Source organism: Cellulomonas hominis (assembly GCF_005239125.1).
Classification (GTDB): domain Bacteria; phylum Actinomycetota; class Actinomycetes; order Actinomycetales; family Cellulomonadaceae; genus Cellulomonas; species Cellulomonas hominis_A.
Window position 1 is genome coordinate 13,586 of record NZ_SZYE01000030.1, and the last position, 15,985, is coordinate 29,570.

General features: G+C 74.1%; 13 protein-coding genes. 12 read left to right on the forward strand and 1 reads right to left on the reverse strand.

Going from position 1 to position 15,985, the window contains the following annotated elements; genetic code table 11:
• The first annotated feature begins 57 nt into the window (after nucleotides 1-57).
• The 4 genes from ilvD to FA014_RS06185 all read left to right on the forward strand — a co-directional run bounded on the left by ilvD (nucleotide 58) and on the right by FA014_RS06185 (nucleotide 5,715).
• Nucleotides 58-1,767: a dihydroxy-acid dehydratase gene (ilvD, locus tag FA014_RS06170; RefSeq protein WP_154728824.1), complete on the forward strand. Its 1,710-nt coding sequence runs from the start codon at nucleotides 58-60 to the stop codon at nucleotides 1,765-1,767.
• A gap of 112 nt (nucleotides 1,768-1,879) precedes the next feature.
• Complete coding sequence (locus FA014_RS06175; protein ID WP_154728825.1) at nucleotides 1,880-2,875, forward strand: ABC transporter ATP-binding protein; 996 nt, start codon at nucleotides 1,880-1,882, stop codon at nucleotides 2,873-2,875.
• Entirely contained in the window at nucleotides 2,872-3,951 is a 1,080-nt protein-coding gene (locus tag FA014_RS06180) for an ABC transporter permease subunit (protein ID WP_154728826.1), read from the forward strand. The genes FA014_RS06175 and FA014_RS06180 overlap by 4 nt, the downstream gene beginning before the upstream one ends.
• A gap of 42 nt (nucleotides 3,952-3,993) precedes the next feature.
• Nucleotides 3,994-5,715 carry a glycoside hydrolase family 13 protein gene (locus tag FA014_RS06185; RefSeq protein ID WP_154728827.1) on the forward strand — a complete coding sequence of 574 codons (1,722 nt, stop codon included), beginning with the start codon at nucleotides 3,994-3,996 and terminating at the stop codon, nucleotides 5,713-5,715.
• Nucleotides 5,716-5,727: 12 nt separating this feature from the next.
• On the opposite strand, the gene FA014_RS06190 is transcribed toward FA014_RS06185, so the two are convergent.
• On the reverse strand, nucleotides 5,728-6,393 hold the full coding sequence (locus FA014_RS06190; protein ID WP_154728828.1) for an AMIN-like domain-containing (lipo)protein: 666 nt from the start codon (nucleotides 6,391-6,393) through the stop codon (nucleotides 5,728-5,730).
• 370 nt (nucleotides 6,394-6,763) lie between these two features.
• Between FA014_RS06190 and FA014_RS06195 the strand changes: the two genes are divergently transcribed.
• From FA014_RS06195 to FA014_RS06230, 8 genes are all read left to right on the forward strand, one after another.
• Nucleotides 6,764-8,644, forward strand: coding sequence for an acetolactate synthase large subunit (locus tag FA014_RS06195; protein WP_154728829.1), 1,881 nt, complete (start codon nucleotides 6,764-6,766; stop codon nucleotides 8,642-8,644).
• Between the two features lie 7 nt (nucleotides 8,645-8,651).
• On the forward strand, nucleotides 8,652-9,176 hold the full coding sequence (ilvN, locus tag FA014_RS06200; protein ID WP_154728830.1) for an acetolactate synthase small subunit: 525 nt from the start codon (nucleotides 8,652-8,654) through the stop codon (nucleotides 9,174-9,176).
• A gap of 42 nt (nucleotides 9,177-9,218) precedes the next feature.
• Nucleotides 9,219-10,247, forward strand: a complete 1,029-nt coding sequence (gene ilvC, locus FA014_RS06205; protein ID WP_154728831.1) for a ketol-acid reductoisomerase — start codon at nucleotides 9,219-9,221, stop codon at nucleotides 10,245-10,247.
• A 96-nt stretch (nucleotides 10,248-10,343) separates the two neighbouring features.
• The gene (locus tag FA014_RS06210) at nucleotides 10,344-10,901 is read left to right on the forward strand and encodes an ASCH domain-containing protein (RefSeq protein WP_154728832.1); all 558 of its coding nucleotides are present in this window, start codon (nucleotides 10,344-10,346) and stop codon (nucleotides 10,899-10,901) included.
• A 44-nt stretch (nucleotides 10,902-10,945) separates the two neighbouring features.
• Complete coding sequence (locus tag FA014_RS06215; protein WP_154728833.1) at nucleotides 10,946-11,989, forward strand: 3-isopropylmalate dehydrogenase; 1,044 nt, start codon at nucleotides 10,946-10,948, stop codon at nucleotides 11,987-11,989.
• A gap of 100 nt (nucleotides 11,990-12,089) precedes the next feature.
• Entirely contained in the window at nucleotides 12,090-13,196 is a 1,107-nt protein-coding gene (locus FA014_RS06220; RefSeq protein WP_154728834.1) for a branched-chain amino acid aminotransferase, read from the forward strand.
• 297 nt (nucleotides 13,197-13,493) lie between these two features.
• Entirely contained in the window at nucleotides 13,494-15,122 is a 1,629-nt protein-coding gene (cimA, locus tag FA014_RS06225) for a citramalate synthase (protein WP_268865882.1), read from the forward strand.
• A 136-nt stretch (nucleotides 15,123-15,258) separates the two neighbouring features.
• Nucleotides 15,259-15,985 (forward strand): glycerate kinase (locus FA014_RS06230; protein WP_154728835.1); only part of this gene is annotated, 727 nt, incomplete at its 3' end.

A 15,985-nucleotide genomic window follows, 5' to 3' on the forward strand; every position in this document is an offset into this window, starting at 1 on the left:
GCGAGACGCTCCGGCACGTCAGGAGCGTCTCCCCTCGTCCGCGCCTAGAGTCGGCTCATGACGACGACGCCCCGCGAGACCCCTGACATCAAGCCCCGCTCGCGCCAGGTCACCGACGGCATCGAGGCCACGGCCTCGCGCGGGATGCTCCGCGCCGTCGGGATGGGCGACGACGACTGGGTGAAGCCCCAGATCGGCGTCGCGAGCTCCTGGAACGAGATCACGCCCTGCAACCTGTCGCTGCAGCGGCTGGCCCAGGCGGTCAAGAGCGGCGTGCACGCCGGCGGCGGCTACCCGCTGGAGTTCGGCACCATCTCGGTGTCGGACGGCATCTCGATGGGCCACGAGGGGATGCACTTCTCGCTGGTGAGCCGGGACATCATCGCGGACAGCGTCGAGACGGTGATGCAGGCCGAGCGCCTGGACGGCTCCGTGCTGCTGGCGGGCTGCGACAAGTCGCTCCCCGGCATGCTCATGGCCGCGGCGCGTCTCGACCTGTCGAGCGTGTTCCTCTACGCGGGCTCGATCATGCCGGGCTGGGTGAAGCTCGAGGACGGCACCGAGAAGGACGTCACGCTGATCGACGCGTTCGAGGCGGTCGGTGCGTGCTCCCGCGGCCTGATGTCGAAGGGCGACCTGGACCGCATCGAGCGCGCCATCTGCCCGGGCGAGGGGGCCTGCGGCGGCATGTACACGGCGAACACGATGGCGTCGGTCGCCGAGGCGATGGGCATGTCGCTGCCGGGCTCCGCCGCCCCGCCGAGCGCCGACCGCCGCCGGGACAACTTCGCCATGCGCTCCGGCGAGGCGGTCGTGGAGCTGCTGCGGAAGGGCATCACCGCGCGGCAGATCATGACCAAGGAGGCGTTCGAGAACGCGATCGCCGTGGTGATGGCGTTCGGCGGCTCGACCAACGCGGTGCTGCACCTGCTGGCGATCGCGCACGAGGCCGAGGTCGACCTGACGCTCGACGACTTCAAGCGGGTCGCCGCCCGGGTGCCGCACCTCGGCGACCTGAAGCCGTTCGGCCGGTACGTCATGGCGGACGTCGACCGGATCGGCGGCGTGCCGGTCATCATGAAGGCGCTGCTGGACGCGGGCCTGATCCACGGCGACTGCCTGACCGTCACCGGCAAGACCGTCGCGGAGAACCTCGCCGACGTGGCGCCGCCCGACCCGGACGGCAAGATCCTGCGCGCGCTCGACAACCCGATCCACCACACCGGCGGGATCACGATCCTGGACGGGTCGCTGGCGCCCGAGGGCGCCGTGGTGAAGTCGGCCGGCTTCGACACGGACGTGTTCGAGGGCACCGCCCGGGTGTTCGAGCGCGAGCGCGGGGCCCTGGACGCGCTGGAGGACGGCACGATCCAGGCGGGCGACGTCGTGGTCATCCGGTACGAGGGGCCCAAGGGCGGCCCGGGCATGCGCGAGATGCTGGCGATCACCGGCGCCATCAAGGGCGCCGGGCTGGGCAAGGACGTGCTGCTGCTCACCGACGGCCGGTTCTCCGGCGGCACCACCGGCCTGTGCGTCGGTCACGTCGCGCCGGAGGCGGTCGACGCGGGCCCGATCGCGTTCGTCCGCGACGGCGACCGCATCCGGCTCGACGTCGCCCACGCGACGCTCGACCTGCTGGTGCCCGAGGAGGAGCTCGCCGCCCGCCGGGTCGGCTGGGCGCCGCTGCCCCCGCGGTACACCCGGGGCGTGCTGGCGAAGTACGCGAAGCTCGTGCAGTCGGCGTCGACCGGCGCGGTGCTGATCTGACACCGGCGCGCCGTCGGCCTGATCTGCGCGAACGCCCCCGCCGCGCCCGTCGCTCCCGCTAGGGTCGCGTCGGGGCGCCGGAGAGGTGCCCCGACGCGACGGGGGGGCGAGCGTGACGACGGAGCCGGCGCCGGCGGGGACCACCGCCGTCAGCACCCGCGGCCTGCGGAAGACCTACCGGCACCGCGGCCGCCAGGTCGTCGCCGTGGGCGGCCTGGACCTGGACGTGCCGCTCGGCGGCGTGCACGGGTTCCTGGGCCCGAACGGCGCGGGCAAGACGACGACGATCCGGATGCTGCTCGGGCTCATCCGCCCCGACTCGGGTGTCGTGCGCGTGCTCGACCGCCCGGTCCCCGACGCGCTGCCCGAGGTCGTCGCCCGGGTCGGGGCGATCGTCGAGTCGCCGAGGTTCTTCCCGGCGTTCTCCGGGCGGCGGAACCTCGAGCTGCTCGCCGCCGGGATCGGGGCGCCCGCCGCCCGGGTGGACCGGGTGCTCGCCGACGTCGGCCTCGCCGACCGGGCGTCCAGCCCCTTCCGCACCTACTCCCTCGGCATGAAGCAGCGGCTGGCGATCGCGTCCACGCTGCTCAAGGACCCCGAGCTGGTGATCTTCGACGAGCCGACGAACGGCCTCGACCCCGCGGGCATCCACGAGGTGCGGCAGACGATGCGCGACCTCGCCGCGGCCGGGAAGACCGTGCTGGTGTCCAGCCACATCCTCGCCGAGGTGCAGCAGGTCGCGGACACGGTGTCGATCGTGACGCAGGGCCGCCTCGTCGCCGGCGGCCGGATGGCGGACCTGCTCGCGGCGGCCGGCGCACGGGAGACCCGGGTCGGCGTCGAGCGGCCCGACCAGGCCGCGGGGGTGCTGACCGGGCGCGGCTGGGCGGTGCGGCCCGACGGGGCGGGCGGGCTGCTCGTCACCGGGGCGGCGCCCGCGGACATCACCCGGGCGCTCGCCGACCACGGGCTGTACCTGCACGAGCTCGCGCCGGGGCGCGCCGACCTGGAGCAGGTGTTCCTCGCGCTGACCGGCACGGGCGCGGAGGGCACGGCCGCCGCGCACCAGGGCCGGCCGGCGCCGCACGGACGGCGGGCGCGCGCATGAGCGCCCCGCAGGGCACCGCCCGCCGCCCGGACGCGCGCCCCGCCGGCGCCGGTGCCGACCCGGCCGGCGCCCGCTCCGCCCACCTCGGGCTGGTGCGCGTCGAGGCGCGCCGGTTCCGGTACCGCGCGGCGATCCGGTGGCTGGCGCTGCTCGCGGTCGTCGGCGCGCTCGTGGTCGTGGCGAGCGTGTTCGCCTCGGCCCGGCCCCCGTCGGAGCGCGCGATCGCGGAGGCGGAGCAGCAGTACGCCTTCGCGCAGCAGGACTGGGCCGAGAACGGCGAGCAGTACGTCGCCGACTGCCGGGAGGGCGAGGCGCTCGCCCAGGAGACGGACCCCGGCGCGGACTGGGGCTGCGACGACCTGGAGCCCCGCCTCGACGCGTACCTGCCGGTCCAGCCGACGCTGGCGGACTCCGGCCCGTCCTGGGCGTCGGGGGTGACGACCTTCCTGCTCCTGCTCGCGTTCGCGGCGGGGGTGACCTTCGTGACCGCTGAGATCGGCTCCGGGTCCCTCGGGACGTGGCTGACGTTCGTGCCCCGGCGCGGCCGGGTCTACGCGAGCAAGGTGGCCGTCGCGGCCGGTGGCGTGCTGGTGCCGACGGCGGTGGCGCTCGCGGTCACGGTCGGGGGCGCGTGGGTCGCGGCCGCGGTGAACGACGCGGTCGGCGACCTGACCGGGGCGTGGTGGGCCGACCTCGGGTGGCAGGCGCTGCGCGCGCTGGTGGCCGCGGCGGCGCTCGGGGCGGTCGGCGCCGCCCTCGGCTTCCTGGTCCGCAGCGCCGCCGGGGCGCTCGGTGTCGGCGTCGGCTGGCTGCTGCTGGTCGACGGCGTGCTGGTGGGCTTCCTCCCCGCGCTGACCCCGTGGACGGTGCGGACCTCGCTGACCGCGTGGCTCGAGGGCGGAACGACGTACTGGGTCACGGTGCCGTGCGGGCAGGTGGACGGCGCCCCGCAGGCCGGGGTGTGCACGGCCGAGCGGACGGTCTCGATGCTGCACGGCGGGGTGCTGCTCGCGGTCGTGACGATCGCCCTGGTGGTGCTCGGCGGCCTGGTGTTCCGGCGCCGCGACGTGGACTGACGTCCGCTGCGTGCGTCCGCGCCGCGTGACAGGGTGGGGCGCATGGCATGGACCGTCGAGGACGCACCGTGGTGGACCCGAGCCGTCGTCTACCAGATCTACCCGAGGTCGTTCCAGGACTCCGACGGCGACGGCGTCGGCGACCTGCGCGGGATCATCTCCCGGCTCGACCACCTCGGCGCCCTGGGCGTCGACGTGGTGTGGCTGTCGCCGATCTACCGCTCGCCGCAGGACGACAACGGCTACGACATCAGCGACTACCAGGACGTCGACCCGTCGTTCGGCACGCTCGCGGACCTGGACGAGCTGATCGCCGGGCTGCACGAGCGCGGGATGAAGCTGCTCATGGACCTGGTGGTGAACCACACGTCCGACGAGCACCCGTGGTTCCTCGAGAGCCGCAGCGGCCCGGGCAGCCCGAAGCGCGACTGGTACTGGTGGCGGCCCCCGCGCGACGGCATGGCGCCGGGGCAGCCCGGCGCCGAGCCCACCAACTGGCACTCGTTCTTCTCGGGCTCGACCTGGGAGCTGGACGAGGCGTCCGGCGAGTACTACCTGCACCTGTTCAGCCGGAAGCAGCCGGACCTCAACTGGGAGAACCCGGAGGTCCGGCAGGCCGTCTACGCCATGATGCGCTGGTGGCTGGACCGCGGGGTCGACGGCTTCCGGATGGACGTCATCAACCTGATCTCCAAGGACACGGCGCTGCCGGACGGGCCGGTGATCGCGGGGGTGTGGGGCGACGGCAGCCCGCACTACACGGACGGCCCGCGGGTGCACGAGTACCTGCAGGAGATGCACCGCGAGGTGTTCGAGGGCCGCGCCGACCGGCTGCTGACCGTGGGGGAGACCCCGGGCGTCACGCTGGAGGAGGCGCGGAAGTACACCGACCCCGCCCGGCGGGAGGTCGACATGGTGTTCCAGTTCGAGCACGTCGGGCTGGACCACGGCCCGGGCGGCAAGTTCGACCCGAAGCCCCTGCGGCTGACCGACCTCAAGGCGACCTTCGGGCGGTGGCAGGCGGGTCTGGCGGAGGCCGGCTGGAACAGCCTGTACTGGGACAACCACGACCAGCCGCGCGTGGTGTCCCGGTTCGGCGACGACGGGAAGCACCGCCGGGAGTCGGCGAAGGCGCTCGCCACGCTGCTGCACCTGCACCGCGGGACGCCGTACGTCTACCAGGGCGAGGAGCTCGGGATGACGAACGCGCACTTCACGCGGTTCGACCAGTACCGGGACATCGAGTCGGTCAACCACGTCGCCCAGGCCCGGACCCTCGCGTCGGCGACCGACGAGCAGCTGCTCGCGGGTCTCGCGGCGATGAGCCGGGACAACGCGCGCACGCCCGTGCAGTGGGACGGCTCGCCGCAGGCCGGGTTCACCACCGGCACGCCGTGGCTGGCCGTGAACCCGAACCACGCCGAGATCAACGCGGCCGCGGAGCGCGCCGACCCCGAGTCGGTGTTCCACCACCACCGGCGGCTGATCGAGCTCCGGCACACCGACCCGGTGGTCGCGCTCGGCGACTTCACGATGCTGCTGCCCGAGGACGAGCAGGTCTACGCGTACACCCGGGAGCTCGACGGGGACGCGCTGCTCGTCGTCGTCAACGTGTCGGGCGAGGAGCGGGTCGTCGACCTCGGGGACGCGTGGCCGACGGCGGAGGACGGCGGCTGGGGCGACCTGGTGCTCGGGACGCACGCCGAGGCCGGGGAGCCGACGACGCTGCGTCCGTGGGAGGCGCGGGTGGTGCGCCGGCGCTGAGGCGGCCGGGCGTCACTGCTGGACGTCGACCACCACGCGCACCGGGTCGGGGAGCAGGTAGGCGCGGAACGGGCGCGGCTCGCCCGTCACGCCCACGAACGCCTGGGACTGGGCCTCGAAGGTGCCGAGCAGGACGGCCTCGGTGACCGCGGTCGTGCCGGCGGCGGTGACCGGCTGCCGCAGGGGGAACTCGGTCAGACCGGTGTCGTGCGGGTAGGCGGTGCCGGTGAGCACGACCTGCAGCGGGCTGTCGCCGGCGACGTCGACGGTCTCGCCGGTCGGGTCCTCGACGGCCGCGTCGACGTACTCGACCCGCCAGCCCGGCGTCCCGGTGCCGCCGAGCTCGAACACGACGCGGTCGTAGCCGTCGTGGTGGCCGACGCGGACGTCCGTCACGGTGAGCGCCGCGTCGGCGGAGGCGTCGGCGGTGTCGGCGGCGGTGTCGGCCGGGAACGCGGGCGCCGCGGCGTCGGCGTCCGCGTCGGTCGCGTCACCGGTGGCCGTGGCCGTGGGCGTCGGCGTCACCGCGGGGGAGGTGGTCGCGGGCGGGGCGGCGCTGGTGGACGCGTCGCCGGTCGGGCCGTCGTCCGCGCCGCCGCACGCGGCGACCAGGGCGAGCAGCGCGACGGCGGACCCCGCGAGGAGCGGGCGGCGGGCGGACGTGCGGGTGCGAGTCATGGGACCGAGGCTAGGAGCGCGGCGGTCGCGCGGCCGGGAGGCGCGGGACGCGGCGGGTCACGACTCGATACCGATCACCAGATGGACTCGTGGACCACGATGTGAGACGGCCCCGGCCGGGCGTGACACCCGACCGGCCGGGGCGTAGTGTCACGTGGCATGCGGACGAACCTCCTCCTCGTAGTACTTCCCGGGCGCGCCGGCTAGAGCCACGCACGGAAGGCTCGTCAGCGCGCGCACCCCTCGATCCGCCCGGCATCTCGGGCCCGGGGGGTTTTTTCGTGCCGACGCAGCCCCACCGCGCGGCACCACGCGGCCCCCCGGCCGCCGCAGCAGCACCGCTCCACCCGCACAGACGCAGGAGACACCGATGGTCCAGGGCCCCCACCCGGCACCGCCCCGCAGGCCGGCCACGCCCGCAGCGCCCGCCGGCGCGCCCGAGCCGCGCGAGCCCGCGCGACTCGCCGAGCCGACCGCCGCCCGCCCGCGCCCGGTCGTCACCGAGCAGGTCACCGGCGCGAAGTCGATCGTCCGCTCGCTCGAGGAGGCCGGCGCCGAGGTGGTCTTCGGCATCCCCGGCGGCGCGATCCTGCCGACCTACGACCCGCTGATGGACTCGACCCGGCTCCGGCACATCCTCGTGCGGCACGAGCAGGGCGGCGGCCACGCGGCGACCGGCTACGCGCAGGCCACCGGCAAGGTCGGCGTCACGATGGCCACCTCGGGCCCCGGCGCGACCAACCTGGTGACGCCCATCGCCGACGCCAACATGGACTCGATCCCGCTGGTCGCGATCACCGGCCAGGTCGGCGCCTCGCTGATCGGCACGGACGCGTTCCAGGAGGCCGACATCGTCGGCATCACGCTGCCGATCACCAAGCACAACTTCCTGGTGACCGACCCGGACGAGATCCCGCGGACGATCGCCGAGGCGTTCCACATCGCCTCGACCGGCCGACCCGGGCCCGTGCTGGTGGACATCGCCAAGTCGGCCATGCAGACCGACACCACCTTCACCTGGCCGCAGCAGCTGGACCTGCCGGGCTACCACCCGGTGACCAAGCCGCACGGCAAGCAGATCCGCGAGGCCGCCCGGCTGCTGGCCACCGCGCGCCGCCCGGTGCTGATGGTCGGCGGCGGCGTGATCCGCTCCGGCGCGTCCGCCGAGCTGCGCCGCCTGGTGGACGAGTCCGGTGCCGCCGTGGTGACCACGCTGATGGCCCGCGGCGCGCTGCCCGACACGCACCCCCAGCACCTCGGCATGCCCGGCATGCACGGCACCGTGGCCGCGGTCGCCGCGCTGCAGAAGGCCGACCTGGTCGTGGCGCTCGGCGCCCGGTTCGACGACCGCGTCACCGGCAAGCTGTCGTCGTTCGCGCCGAACGCCACGATCGTGCACGCCGACATCGACCCCGCGGAGATCGGCAAGAACCGCGCGGCGGACGTCCCGATCGTCGGCGACCTGCGCGAGGTCATCGCGGACCTGCTGCCCGAGCTCGCCCGCGAGCAGGCGCACCACGGCAAGCCCGACCTCGAGGCGTGGTGGCAGCAGATCGACTCGTGGCGCGAGACGTTCCCGCTGGGCTACGACGAGCCGACGGACGGCCACCTGGCGCCGCAGCACGTGATCTCCCGGATCGGCGAGCTGTCCGGGCCGGAGTCGATCTTCGTGTCCGGCGTCGGCCAGCACCAGATGTGGGCCGCGCAGTTCATCAAGTACCAGCGCCCGAACTCGTGGCTGAACTCCGGCGGCCTCGGCACCATGGGCTTCTCGGTGCCGGCGGCGATGGGCGCGAAGGTCGGCGCCCCGGACCGCACGGTGTGGGCGATCGACGGCGACGGCTGCTTCCAGATGACCAACCAGGAGCTCGCCACCTGCACGATCAACGAGATCCCGATCAAGGTCGCGGTGATCAACAACTCCTCGCTGGGCATGGTCCGCCAGTGGCAGACGCTGTTCTACGAGTCCCGGTACTCGAACACCGACCTGCACACCGGCCACGGCACCATCCACGTCCCCGACTTCGTGAAGCTCGCCGACGCCTACGGCGCGGTCGGCCTGCGCTGCGAGACCACCGCGGACGTGGACGCCACGATCAAGCGCGCGATGGAGATCGACGACCAGCCCGTGGTCGTGGACTTCACGGTGTCGCGCGACTCGATGGTGTGGCCGATGGTCGCCGCCGGCGTGAGCAACGACGACATCCAGTACGCCCGGGGCATCTCCCCGGCGTGGGACCGTGAGGACTGAAGAGATCATGAGCCGTCACACCCTCTCCGTCCTCGTGGAGAACAAGCCCGGCGTGCTGACCCGCGTCGCCGGCCTGTTCGCCCGCCGGTCCTTCAATATCCACTCCCTCGCGGTGGGCCCGACCGAGCACGACGAGATCTCCCGGATCACCGTCGTCGTCGACGTCGACGCGCTGCCCCTGGAGCAGGTCACCAAGCAGCTCAACAAGCTGATCAACGTGATCAAGATCGTCGAGCTCGAGGACGCCGCCTCCGTGCAGCGCGAGCTCCTGCTGGTCAAGGTCCGCGCCGAGGGCGCCCTGCGGACCCAGGTCCTCGAGGTGGTCGAGCTGTTCCGGGCGCACGTCGTCGACGTCGTCCCGGACACCGTCACCATCGAGGCGACCGGCAGCCCGGGCAAGCTCACGGCGCTGCTCGCGGCGCTGGAGCCGTTCGGCGTCCGCGAGATCGTCCAGTCCGGCACCGTGGCCATCGGCCGCGGGCCCCGCTCCATCACGGACCGCGCGCTCGAGCGCGTCAGCCGGTCCGCCTGATCCGTCCGTCCGCACGACCCCGCACACACAAGGAGAACCATCGTGGCTGAGCTGTTCTACGACGACGACGCCGACCTGTCGATCATCCAGAGCAAGAAGGTCGCCGTCATCGGCTACGGCAGCCAGGGGCACGCGCACGCGCTGAACCTGCGCGACTCGGGCGTCGACGTGACCGTCGGCCTCCGCGAGGGCTCGGCCTCCCGCGCCAAGGCGGAGAACGAGGGCCTCAAGGTCGCCACGGTGGCCGAGGCCGTCCAGGGCGCCGACGTCGTCGTGATCCTCGCGCCGGACCAGGTGCAGCGGCACATCTACCGCGACGAGATCGCCCCCAACCTGACCGAGGGCGCCGCCCTCGTCTTCGGCCACGGCTTCAACATCCGGTTCGGCTACATCAAGCCCGAGGCCGGCCACGACATCGTCATGGTCGCCCCCAAGGGCCCGGGCCACCTCGTGCGCCGCGAGTACGTCGACGGCCGCGGCGTGCCGGTGATCGTCGCCGTCGAGCAGGACGCGTCCGGCTCCGCCTGGGACCTCGCGCTGTCCTACGCCAAGGGCATCGGCGGCCTGCGCGCCGCCGGCATCAAGACCACGTTCACCGAGGAGACCGAGACCGACCTGTTCGGCGAGCAGGCCGTCCTCTGCGGCGGTGTGTCCCAGCTGATCCAGTACGGCTTCGAGACGCTGACCGAGGCGGGCTACCAGCCCGAGGTCGCGTACTTCGAGGTGCTGCACGAGCTGAAGCTGATCGTCGACCTGATCTTCGAGGGCGGCATCACCAAGCAGCGCTGGTCCGTCTCCGACACGGCCGAGTACGGCGACTACGTCTCCGGCCCGCGCGTCATCACGCCGGACGTGAAGGAGAACATGAAGGCCGTCCTCGCGGACATCCAGAACGGCGCCTTCGCCGAGCGGTTCATCACGGACCAGGACAACGGGGCGCCGGAGTTCACCGAGCTGCGTGCCAAGGGCCAGAACCACCCGATCGAGCCCGTGGGCCGCGAGCTGCGCAAGCTGTTCGCCTGGGTGAAGCCGTCCGACACGGACTACGTCGAGGGCTCCGCCGCGCGCTGACCCGCGCGCGCCGTCCCCGCACGCGCGCCGGGGCAGGGCCGGGACGGCCCTGTCCCGGCGTCGTGGTTTCCGCTCGAGTCCGGGAGGATGGGCCGCATGACCGACGACGCCGCCACGCCCGACGCCGCCAGCACGCACGCCGACCAGATCCTCCGGTTCTGGGAGGTCGCCCGGGTGCGCGCCGGGGTGATGCGGGTCGCCGCCGTCACCGGGCCGGGGATCGCCGGGTCGCTGGTGCCGCCGTCCTGGGCGTTCGGCGACGACCCGGCGCTCGCGGACGCCGCGCTCGCCCTGGTGCTCGACGGCACCAAGACCGCCACGTCGACGGCCCTGCCCGAGTTCTCCCACGCCGACGAGCCGCTGCCGGTCAAGGGCGACCTGTCGATCGTGACCGACGGCGCCGGCCGGCCCGGTGCGCTGATCCGCACCACGCGGGTCGAGACGGTGCCGTTCGGGGAGGTCGACGAGGAGATCGCGGCGGCCGAGGGGGAGGGCGACCGGACGCTCGCGTCCTGGCGGGCGGAGCACGAGGCGTCCTGGCGCCGGGTGCTGGCGCCGCTGGGGGAGGAGCTCACGGGAGCGACGCCCGTCGTCGTCGAGCGGTTCGAGCTGCTGTACCCGCGGCCCGGCGACCGCAGCCCGTCCGAGGCCTGAGACGGTCGTCCCGGTTCGTAAGACGACTGACTAGGGTGGACAGCATGGCGCAGCGCATCAACCTGGCCGTCGTCGCGGGTGACGGCATCGGCACCGAGGTCGTGGAGCAGGGGCTCCTCGCCCTCGACGCGGCCCTGTCCGGCTCGGGCAGCACGGTCACCACGACCGACTTCGACCTGGGCGCGCGCCGCTGGCACGCGACCGGCGAGACGCTGACCGACACGGACCTCGAGGCGATCCGCTCGCACGACGCGATCCTGCTCGGCGCCATCGGCGACCCGAGCGTGCCGTCCGGCGTGCTCGAGCGCGGCCTGCTGCTCAAGCTGCGGTTCGCCCTGGACCACTACGTGAACCTGCGGCCCGCCAAGCTGTACCCCGGCGTGGTCTCCCCGCTCGCGAACCCGGGCGACGTCGACTTCGTGGTCGTCCGCGAGGGCACCGAGGGCCCGTACGTCGGCAACGGCGGCGCGATCCGCGTGGGCACCCCGCACGAGATCGCCAACGAGGTCTCGGTCAACACCGCGTTCGGCGTCGAGCGGGTGGTGCGCGACGCGTTCGCCCGCGCCGCGGCCCGCCCCCGCAAGAAGCTCACGCTCGTGCACAAGCACAACGTCCTGGTGCACGCCGGGCACCTGTGGCGGCGCACGGTCGAGGCCGTGAACGCCGAGTTCCCGGACGTGACCGTCGACTACCTGCACGTGGACGCCGCGACGATCTTCCTGGTGACCGACCCCGCGCGGTTCGACGTGATCGTCACCGACAACCTGTTCGGCGACATCCTCACCGACCTCGCCGGCGCGATCGTCGGCGGCATCGGCCTGGCCGCGTCCGCGAACATCAACCCGGACCGCACCGCGCCGAGCATGTTCGAGCCGGTGCACGGCTCCGCCCCCGACATCGCCGGGCAGGGCAAGGCCGACCCCACCGCGACGGTGCTCTCCGTCGCGCTGCTGCTCGACCACCTGGGTGAGCGCGAGGCCGCGGCCCGCGTCGAGGCCGCCGTCGCGGCGGACGTGGCCGAGCGCGGCACGCGAGTACGGTCGACGGCCGAGGTGGGCAAGGACCTCGCCGCGCGCATCGCCGGCTAGTCCCCGCCCGCGCGGGGCGCAGCGCCGCTCTCCCGCCGTCCCACCCCGGCCGTCGCCCAGGTACCGTCAGATCAGACTCCTGGTGAAAGGCCGCAGACTCATGAGCATCTCCGACACGACCGACCTCGGCTCCTTCGAGATCCGTCCCACCGACACCCCGACGCCGGACGCCGAGCGGGAGTCGCTGCTCGCCACGCCGAAGTTCGGCACCGTGTTCACCGACCACATGGCCCGCGTCTCCTGGACGCAGGGCCTGGGCTGGCACGACCGCCGGGTCGAGAAGTACGGCCCGCTGCTGCTCGACCCCGCCACCGCGGTGCTGCACTACGCCCAGGAGATCTTCGAGGGCCTGAAGGCGTACCGGCACGACGACGGGTCCGTGTGGTCGTTCCGGCCCCGCGCCAACGCCGAGCGCCTGCAGCGCTCCGCCCACCGCCTCGCGCTGCCCCCGCTGCCCACCGAGGACTTCCTCGGCGCGGTGACCGCCCTCGTGCGGACCGACGTGGACTGGGTGCCGTCGGGGGAGGAGACCAGCCTCTACCTGCGCCCGTTCATGTACGCGTCGGAGGCGTTCCTCGGCGTGCGCCCGTCGATGGAGGCCGAGTTCCTCGTCATCGCGTCCCCGGTCGGGTCGTACTTCTCGGGCGGCGTGCAGCCGGTGTCGATCTGGGTGTCCGAGGACTACGCGCGCGCCGCGGCCGGCGGCACCGGCGCGGCCAAGTGCGGCGGCAACTACGCCGCCAGCCTGCTCCCGCAGCAGGAGGCCCAGGCCCGCGGCTGCGAGCAGGTGTGCTTCCTCGACGCCGCCACCGGCACGCTCCTCGAGGAGCTCGGCGGCATGAACGTGTTCGTCGTCGGCGCCGACGGGTCGGTATCCACGCCGCGGCTCACCGGGTCGATCCTGGAGGGCGTGACGCGCTCCTCCATCCTGCAGCTGCTCACCGAGGACGGCCGCGAGGTCACCGAGCGGGACATCCCGCTGGCCGAGCTGCTCGCCGGCCTGCGCGACGGGAGCGTCGCCGAGGTGTTCGCCTGCGGCACCGCCGCGGTCGTCACGCCGATCGGCCGGCTCGCCGGCGGCGACTTCGACGTGACCGTGGGCGACGGCGGCGCGGGCCCGGTCATGCAGAGCATCCGGCAGCGCCTGACCGACATCCAGTACGGCCGCGCCGCGGACCCGCACGGCTGGATGCACCGCCTCGTCTGACCGCCGGCGTCGGCCCCGTCCCGCACGCTGGACGGGGCTGACGCCGGGCGTGACGTGTGCCACCATGAGCCCATGGCCCTCCCGATCGTCATCGCCTAGCGCGTCCGCCCCACCCCGCGGACGCGCCGACCTCCCGAACCCGGGGGGTCTTTTTGTTGCTCGACCCGCACGCCCACCCGGCGCGCACCCCCGGCAGCTCGCCTCGTCCCCTCGCCGAGAGAAGCACTTCCCGTGACCGAGCCCACCCGCACGGACGCCGCCCCCGCGACCCTGCCCCGGGGCGGCGCCGCCCACCCCGTGGCCGACGCACCCGCGGCGTTCGACGTCTACGACACCACGCTCCGTGACGGCGCCCAGCAGGAGGGGATGAACCTCTCGGTCGCCGACAAGCTGGCGATCGCCCCGCTGCTCGACGACCTCGGCGTGGGCTACATCGAGGGCGGCTGGCCGGGCGCGATCCCGAAGGACACCGAGTTCTTCGCGCGGGCGGCCAAGGAGCTCGACCTCCGGCACGCCGTGCTCGCCGCGTTCGGCGCCACCCGCAAGCCGGGCGTCCGGGCCTGGGACGACCCGCAGCTGCGGGCGCTGCTCGACTCCGAGGCGCCGGTGGTCACGCTCGTCGCCAAGTCGGACTCGCGGCACGTCGAGCGCGCCCTGCGCACCACCGGGGCGGAGAATCTCGCCATGGTCGCCGACTCGGTGCGCCTGCTCGTCGGCGAGGGGCGCCGGGTCGTGGTCGACGCCGAGCACTTCTTCGACGGCTTCCGGTTCGACCCCGGGTACGCGCGGGACGTCGTGCTCGCGGCCGTCGAGGCCGGCGCCGAGACCGTGGTGCTGTGCGACACCAACGGCGGGATGCTGCCGTTCGGCGTCACCGAGGTCGTCCGCGACCTGCGCGCCGCGCTCGGCACCGCGGACCCGCTCACCCGGCTCGGCGTGCACGCGCACAACGACTCCGGCTGCGCCGTGGCGAACTCGCTCGCGGCCGTCGAGGCGGGGGCCGTGCACCTGCAGGGCACCGTGAACGGCTACGGCGAGCGCACCGGCAACGCCGACCTGCTCGCGACGGTCGCCAACCTCGAGCTCAAGACCGGCCGCAGCGTGCTGGTCCCGCCCGCCGACCGGCCGGGCGGCCTCGGCGAGATGACCCGGATCGCGCACCAGATCAGCGAGATCACCAACATCGCCCCGTTCGCCCGCCAGCCGTACGTCGGCGCGAGCGCGTTCGCGCACAAGGCCGGGCTGCACGCCTCGGCGATCCGCGTCGACCCCGACCTGTACCAGCACATCGACCCGCAGGCCGTCGGCAACGACATGCGGATGCTCGTCTCCGAGATGGCCGGTCGCGCGTCCATCGAGCTCAAGGGCCGCGAGCTCGGCTTCGACCTGTCCGGGCAGGACGAGGTGCTGACCCGGGTCACCAACCGGGTCAAGGACGCCGAGGCCCAGGGCTACACCTACGACGCCGCGGACGCGTCGTTCGAGCTGCTGCTCGCCGAGGAGGTCGACGGCACCCGCCCGGCGTACTTCCGGGTCGAGTCCTGGCGAGCCATCGTCGAGCGCGCGGGCTCCCGCGGCACCACGGCGACGGCCGAGGCCACCGTCAAGCTGCACGCCGGCGGGGAGCGCATCGTCGCCACCGGGGAGGGCAACGGCCCGGTCAACGCCCTCGACCAGGCGCTGCGGCTCGCCCTGCTGCGGGTGTACCCGGAGCTGGCGGAGTTCGAGCTGATCGACTTCAAGGTGCGCATCCTCGACGCCATGCACGGCACCGACGCCGTGACGCGCGTGCTGATCGAGACCACGGACGGGAAGACCGCGTGGAGCACCGTGGGCGTCGGCCCGAACGTGATCGAGGCGTCCTGGGAGGCGCTGACGGACTCGGCGATCTGGGGCCTGCGCAACCGCGGCATCACCCCCCGCTGACGCACGCGCCGCGCCCTCCCCGCGCCCTGCGCTCCGCGCCCCGCGTTCGCCGAGACGGCAATTCTCGGCTGCGTCCCGGCGTCCGCGCACAGTCGAGAGTTGCCATCTCGGCGGGGGTGGCGGGCAAGGTGGGGGCGTGAGAGTCGTGGTCGCGGTGGACGCGTTCAAGGGGTGCCTCTCGAGCGCGGACGCGGGGGAGGCCGTCGCCGCGGGCGTGCGCGCCGCGGCACCGGACGCCCAGGTGCGGGTCGTGCCGGTCGCCGACGGCGGCGAGGGGACCGTGGACGCGCTGCTCGCGGGTGCGGGCGTGAGCCGCGTCCGGGAGGCGGTGCGGGTCGTCGACGCGGTCGGCCGGCCGGTCGACGCCGGGTACGCCCTGCTCGACGGCGGGTCGACCGCGGTCGTCGAGGCCGCCTCCTGCGTCGGGCTCGGGCAGGTCGACGTCGGCCCCGACCTGCCGCCGCGCGCCGGGTCCGCGGGCCTCGGGCTGCTGGTCCGGCACGCCGTCGACCGCGGGGCGCGGCGGGTGGTGGTCGCGCTCGGCGGCACCGCGTGCACGGACGGCGGGATCGGGCTCCTGGTGGCGCTCGGCGCGCGCGTGCGGGACGACGCCGGCGACCCGGTGGCGGCCCCCGGGCCGAACCCCCTGTGGCGGTTCGGGTCGCTGGACGCGCTGCCGGACCTCCGGGGTGTCGAGCTCGTCGTGCTGACCGACGTCGACAGCCCGCTGCACGGACCCGCCGGCGCGGCGCACGTGTTCGGCCCGCAGAAGGGCGCGACGCCCGAGCAGGTGGCGCACCTCGACAGGCGGCTGGCCGCGTGGGGTGCGGCGCTCGCGGCGCGCGGGCGCCCCGTCGCGGACC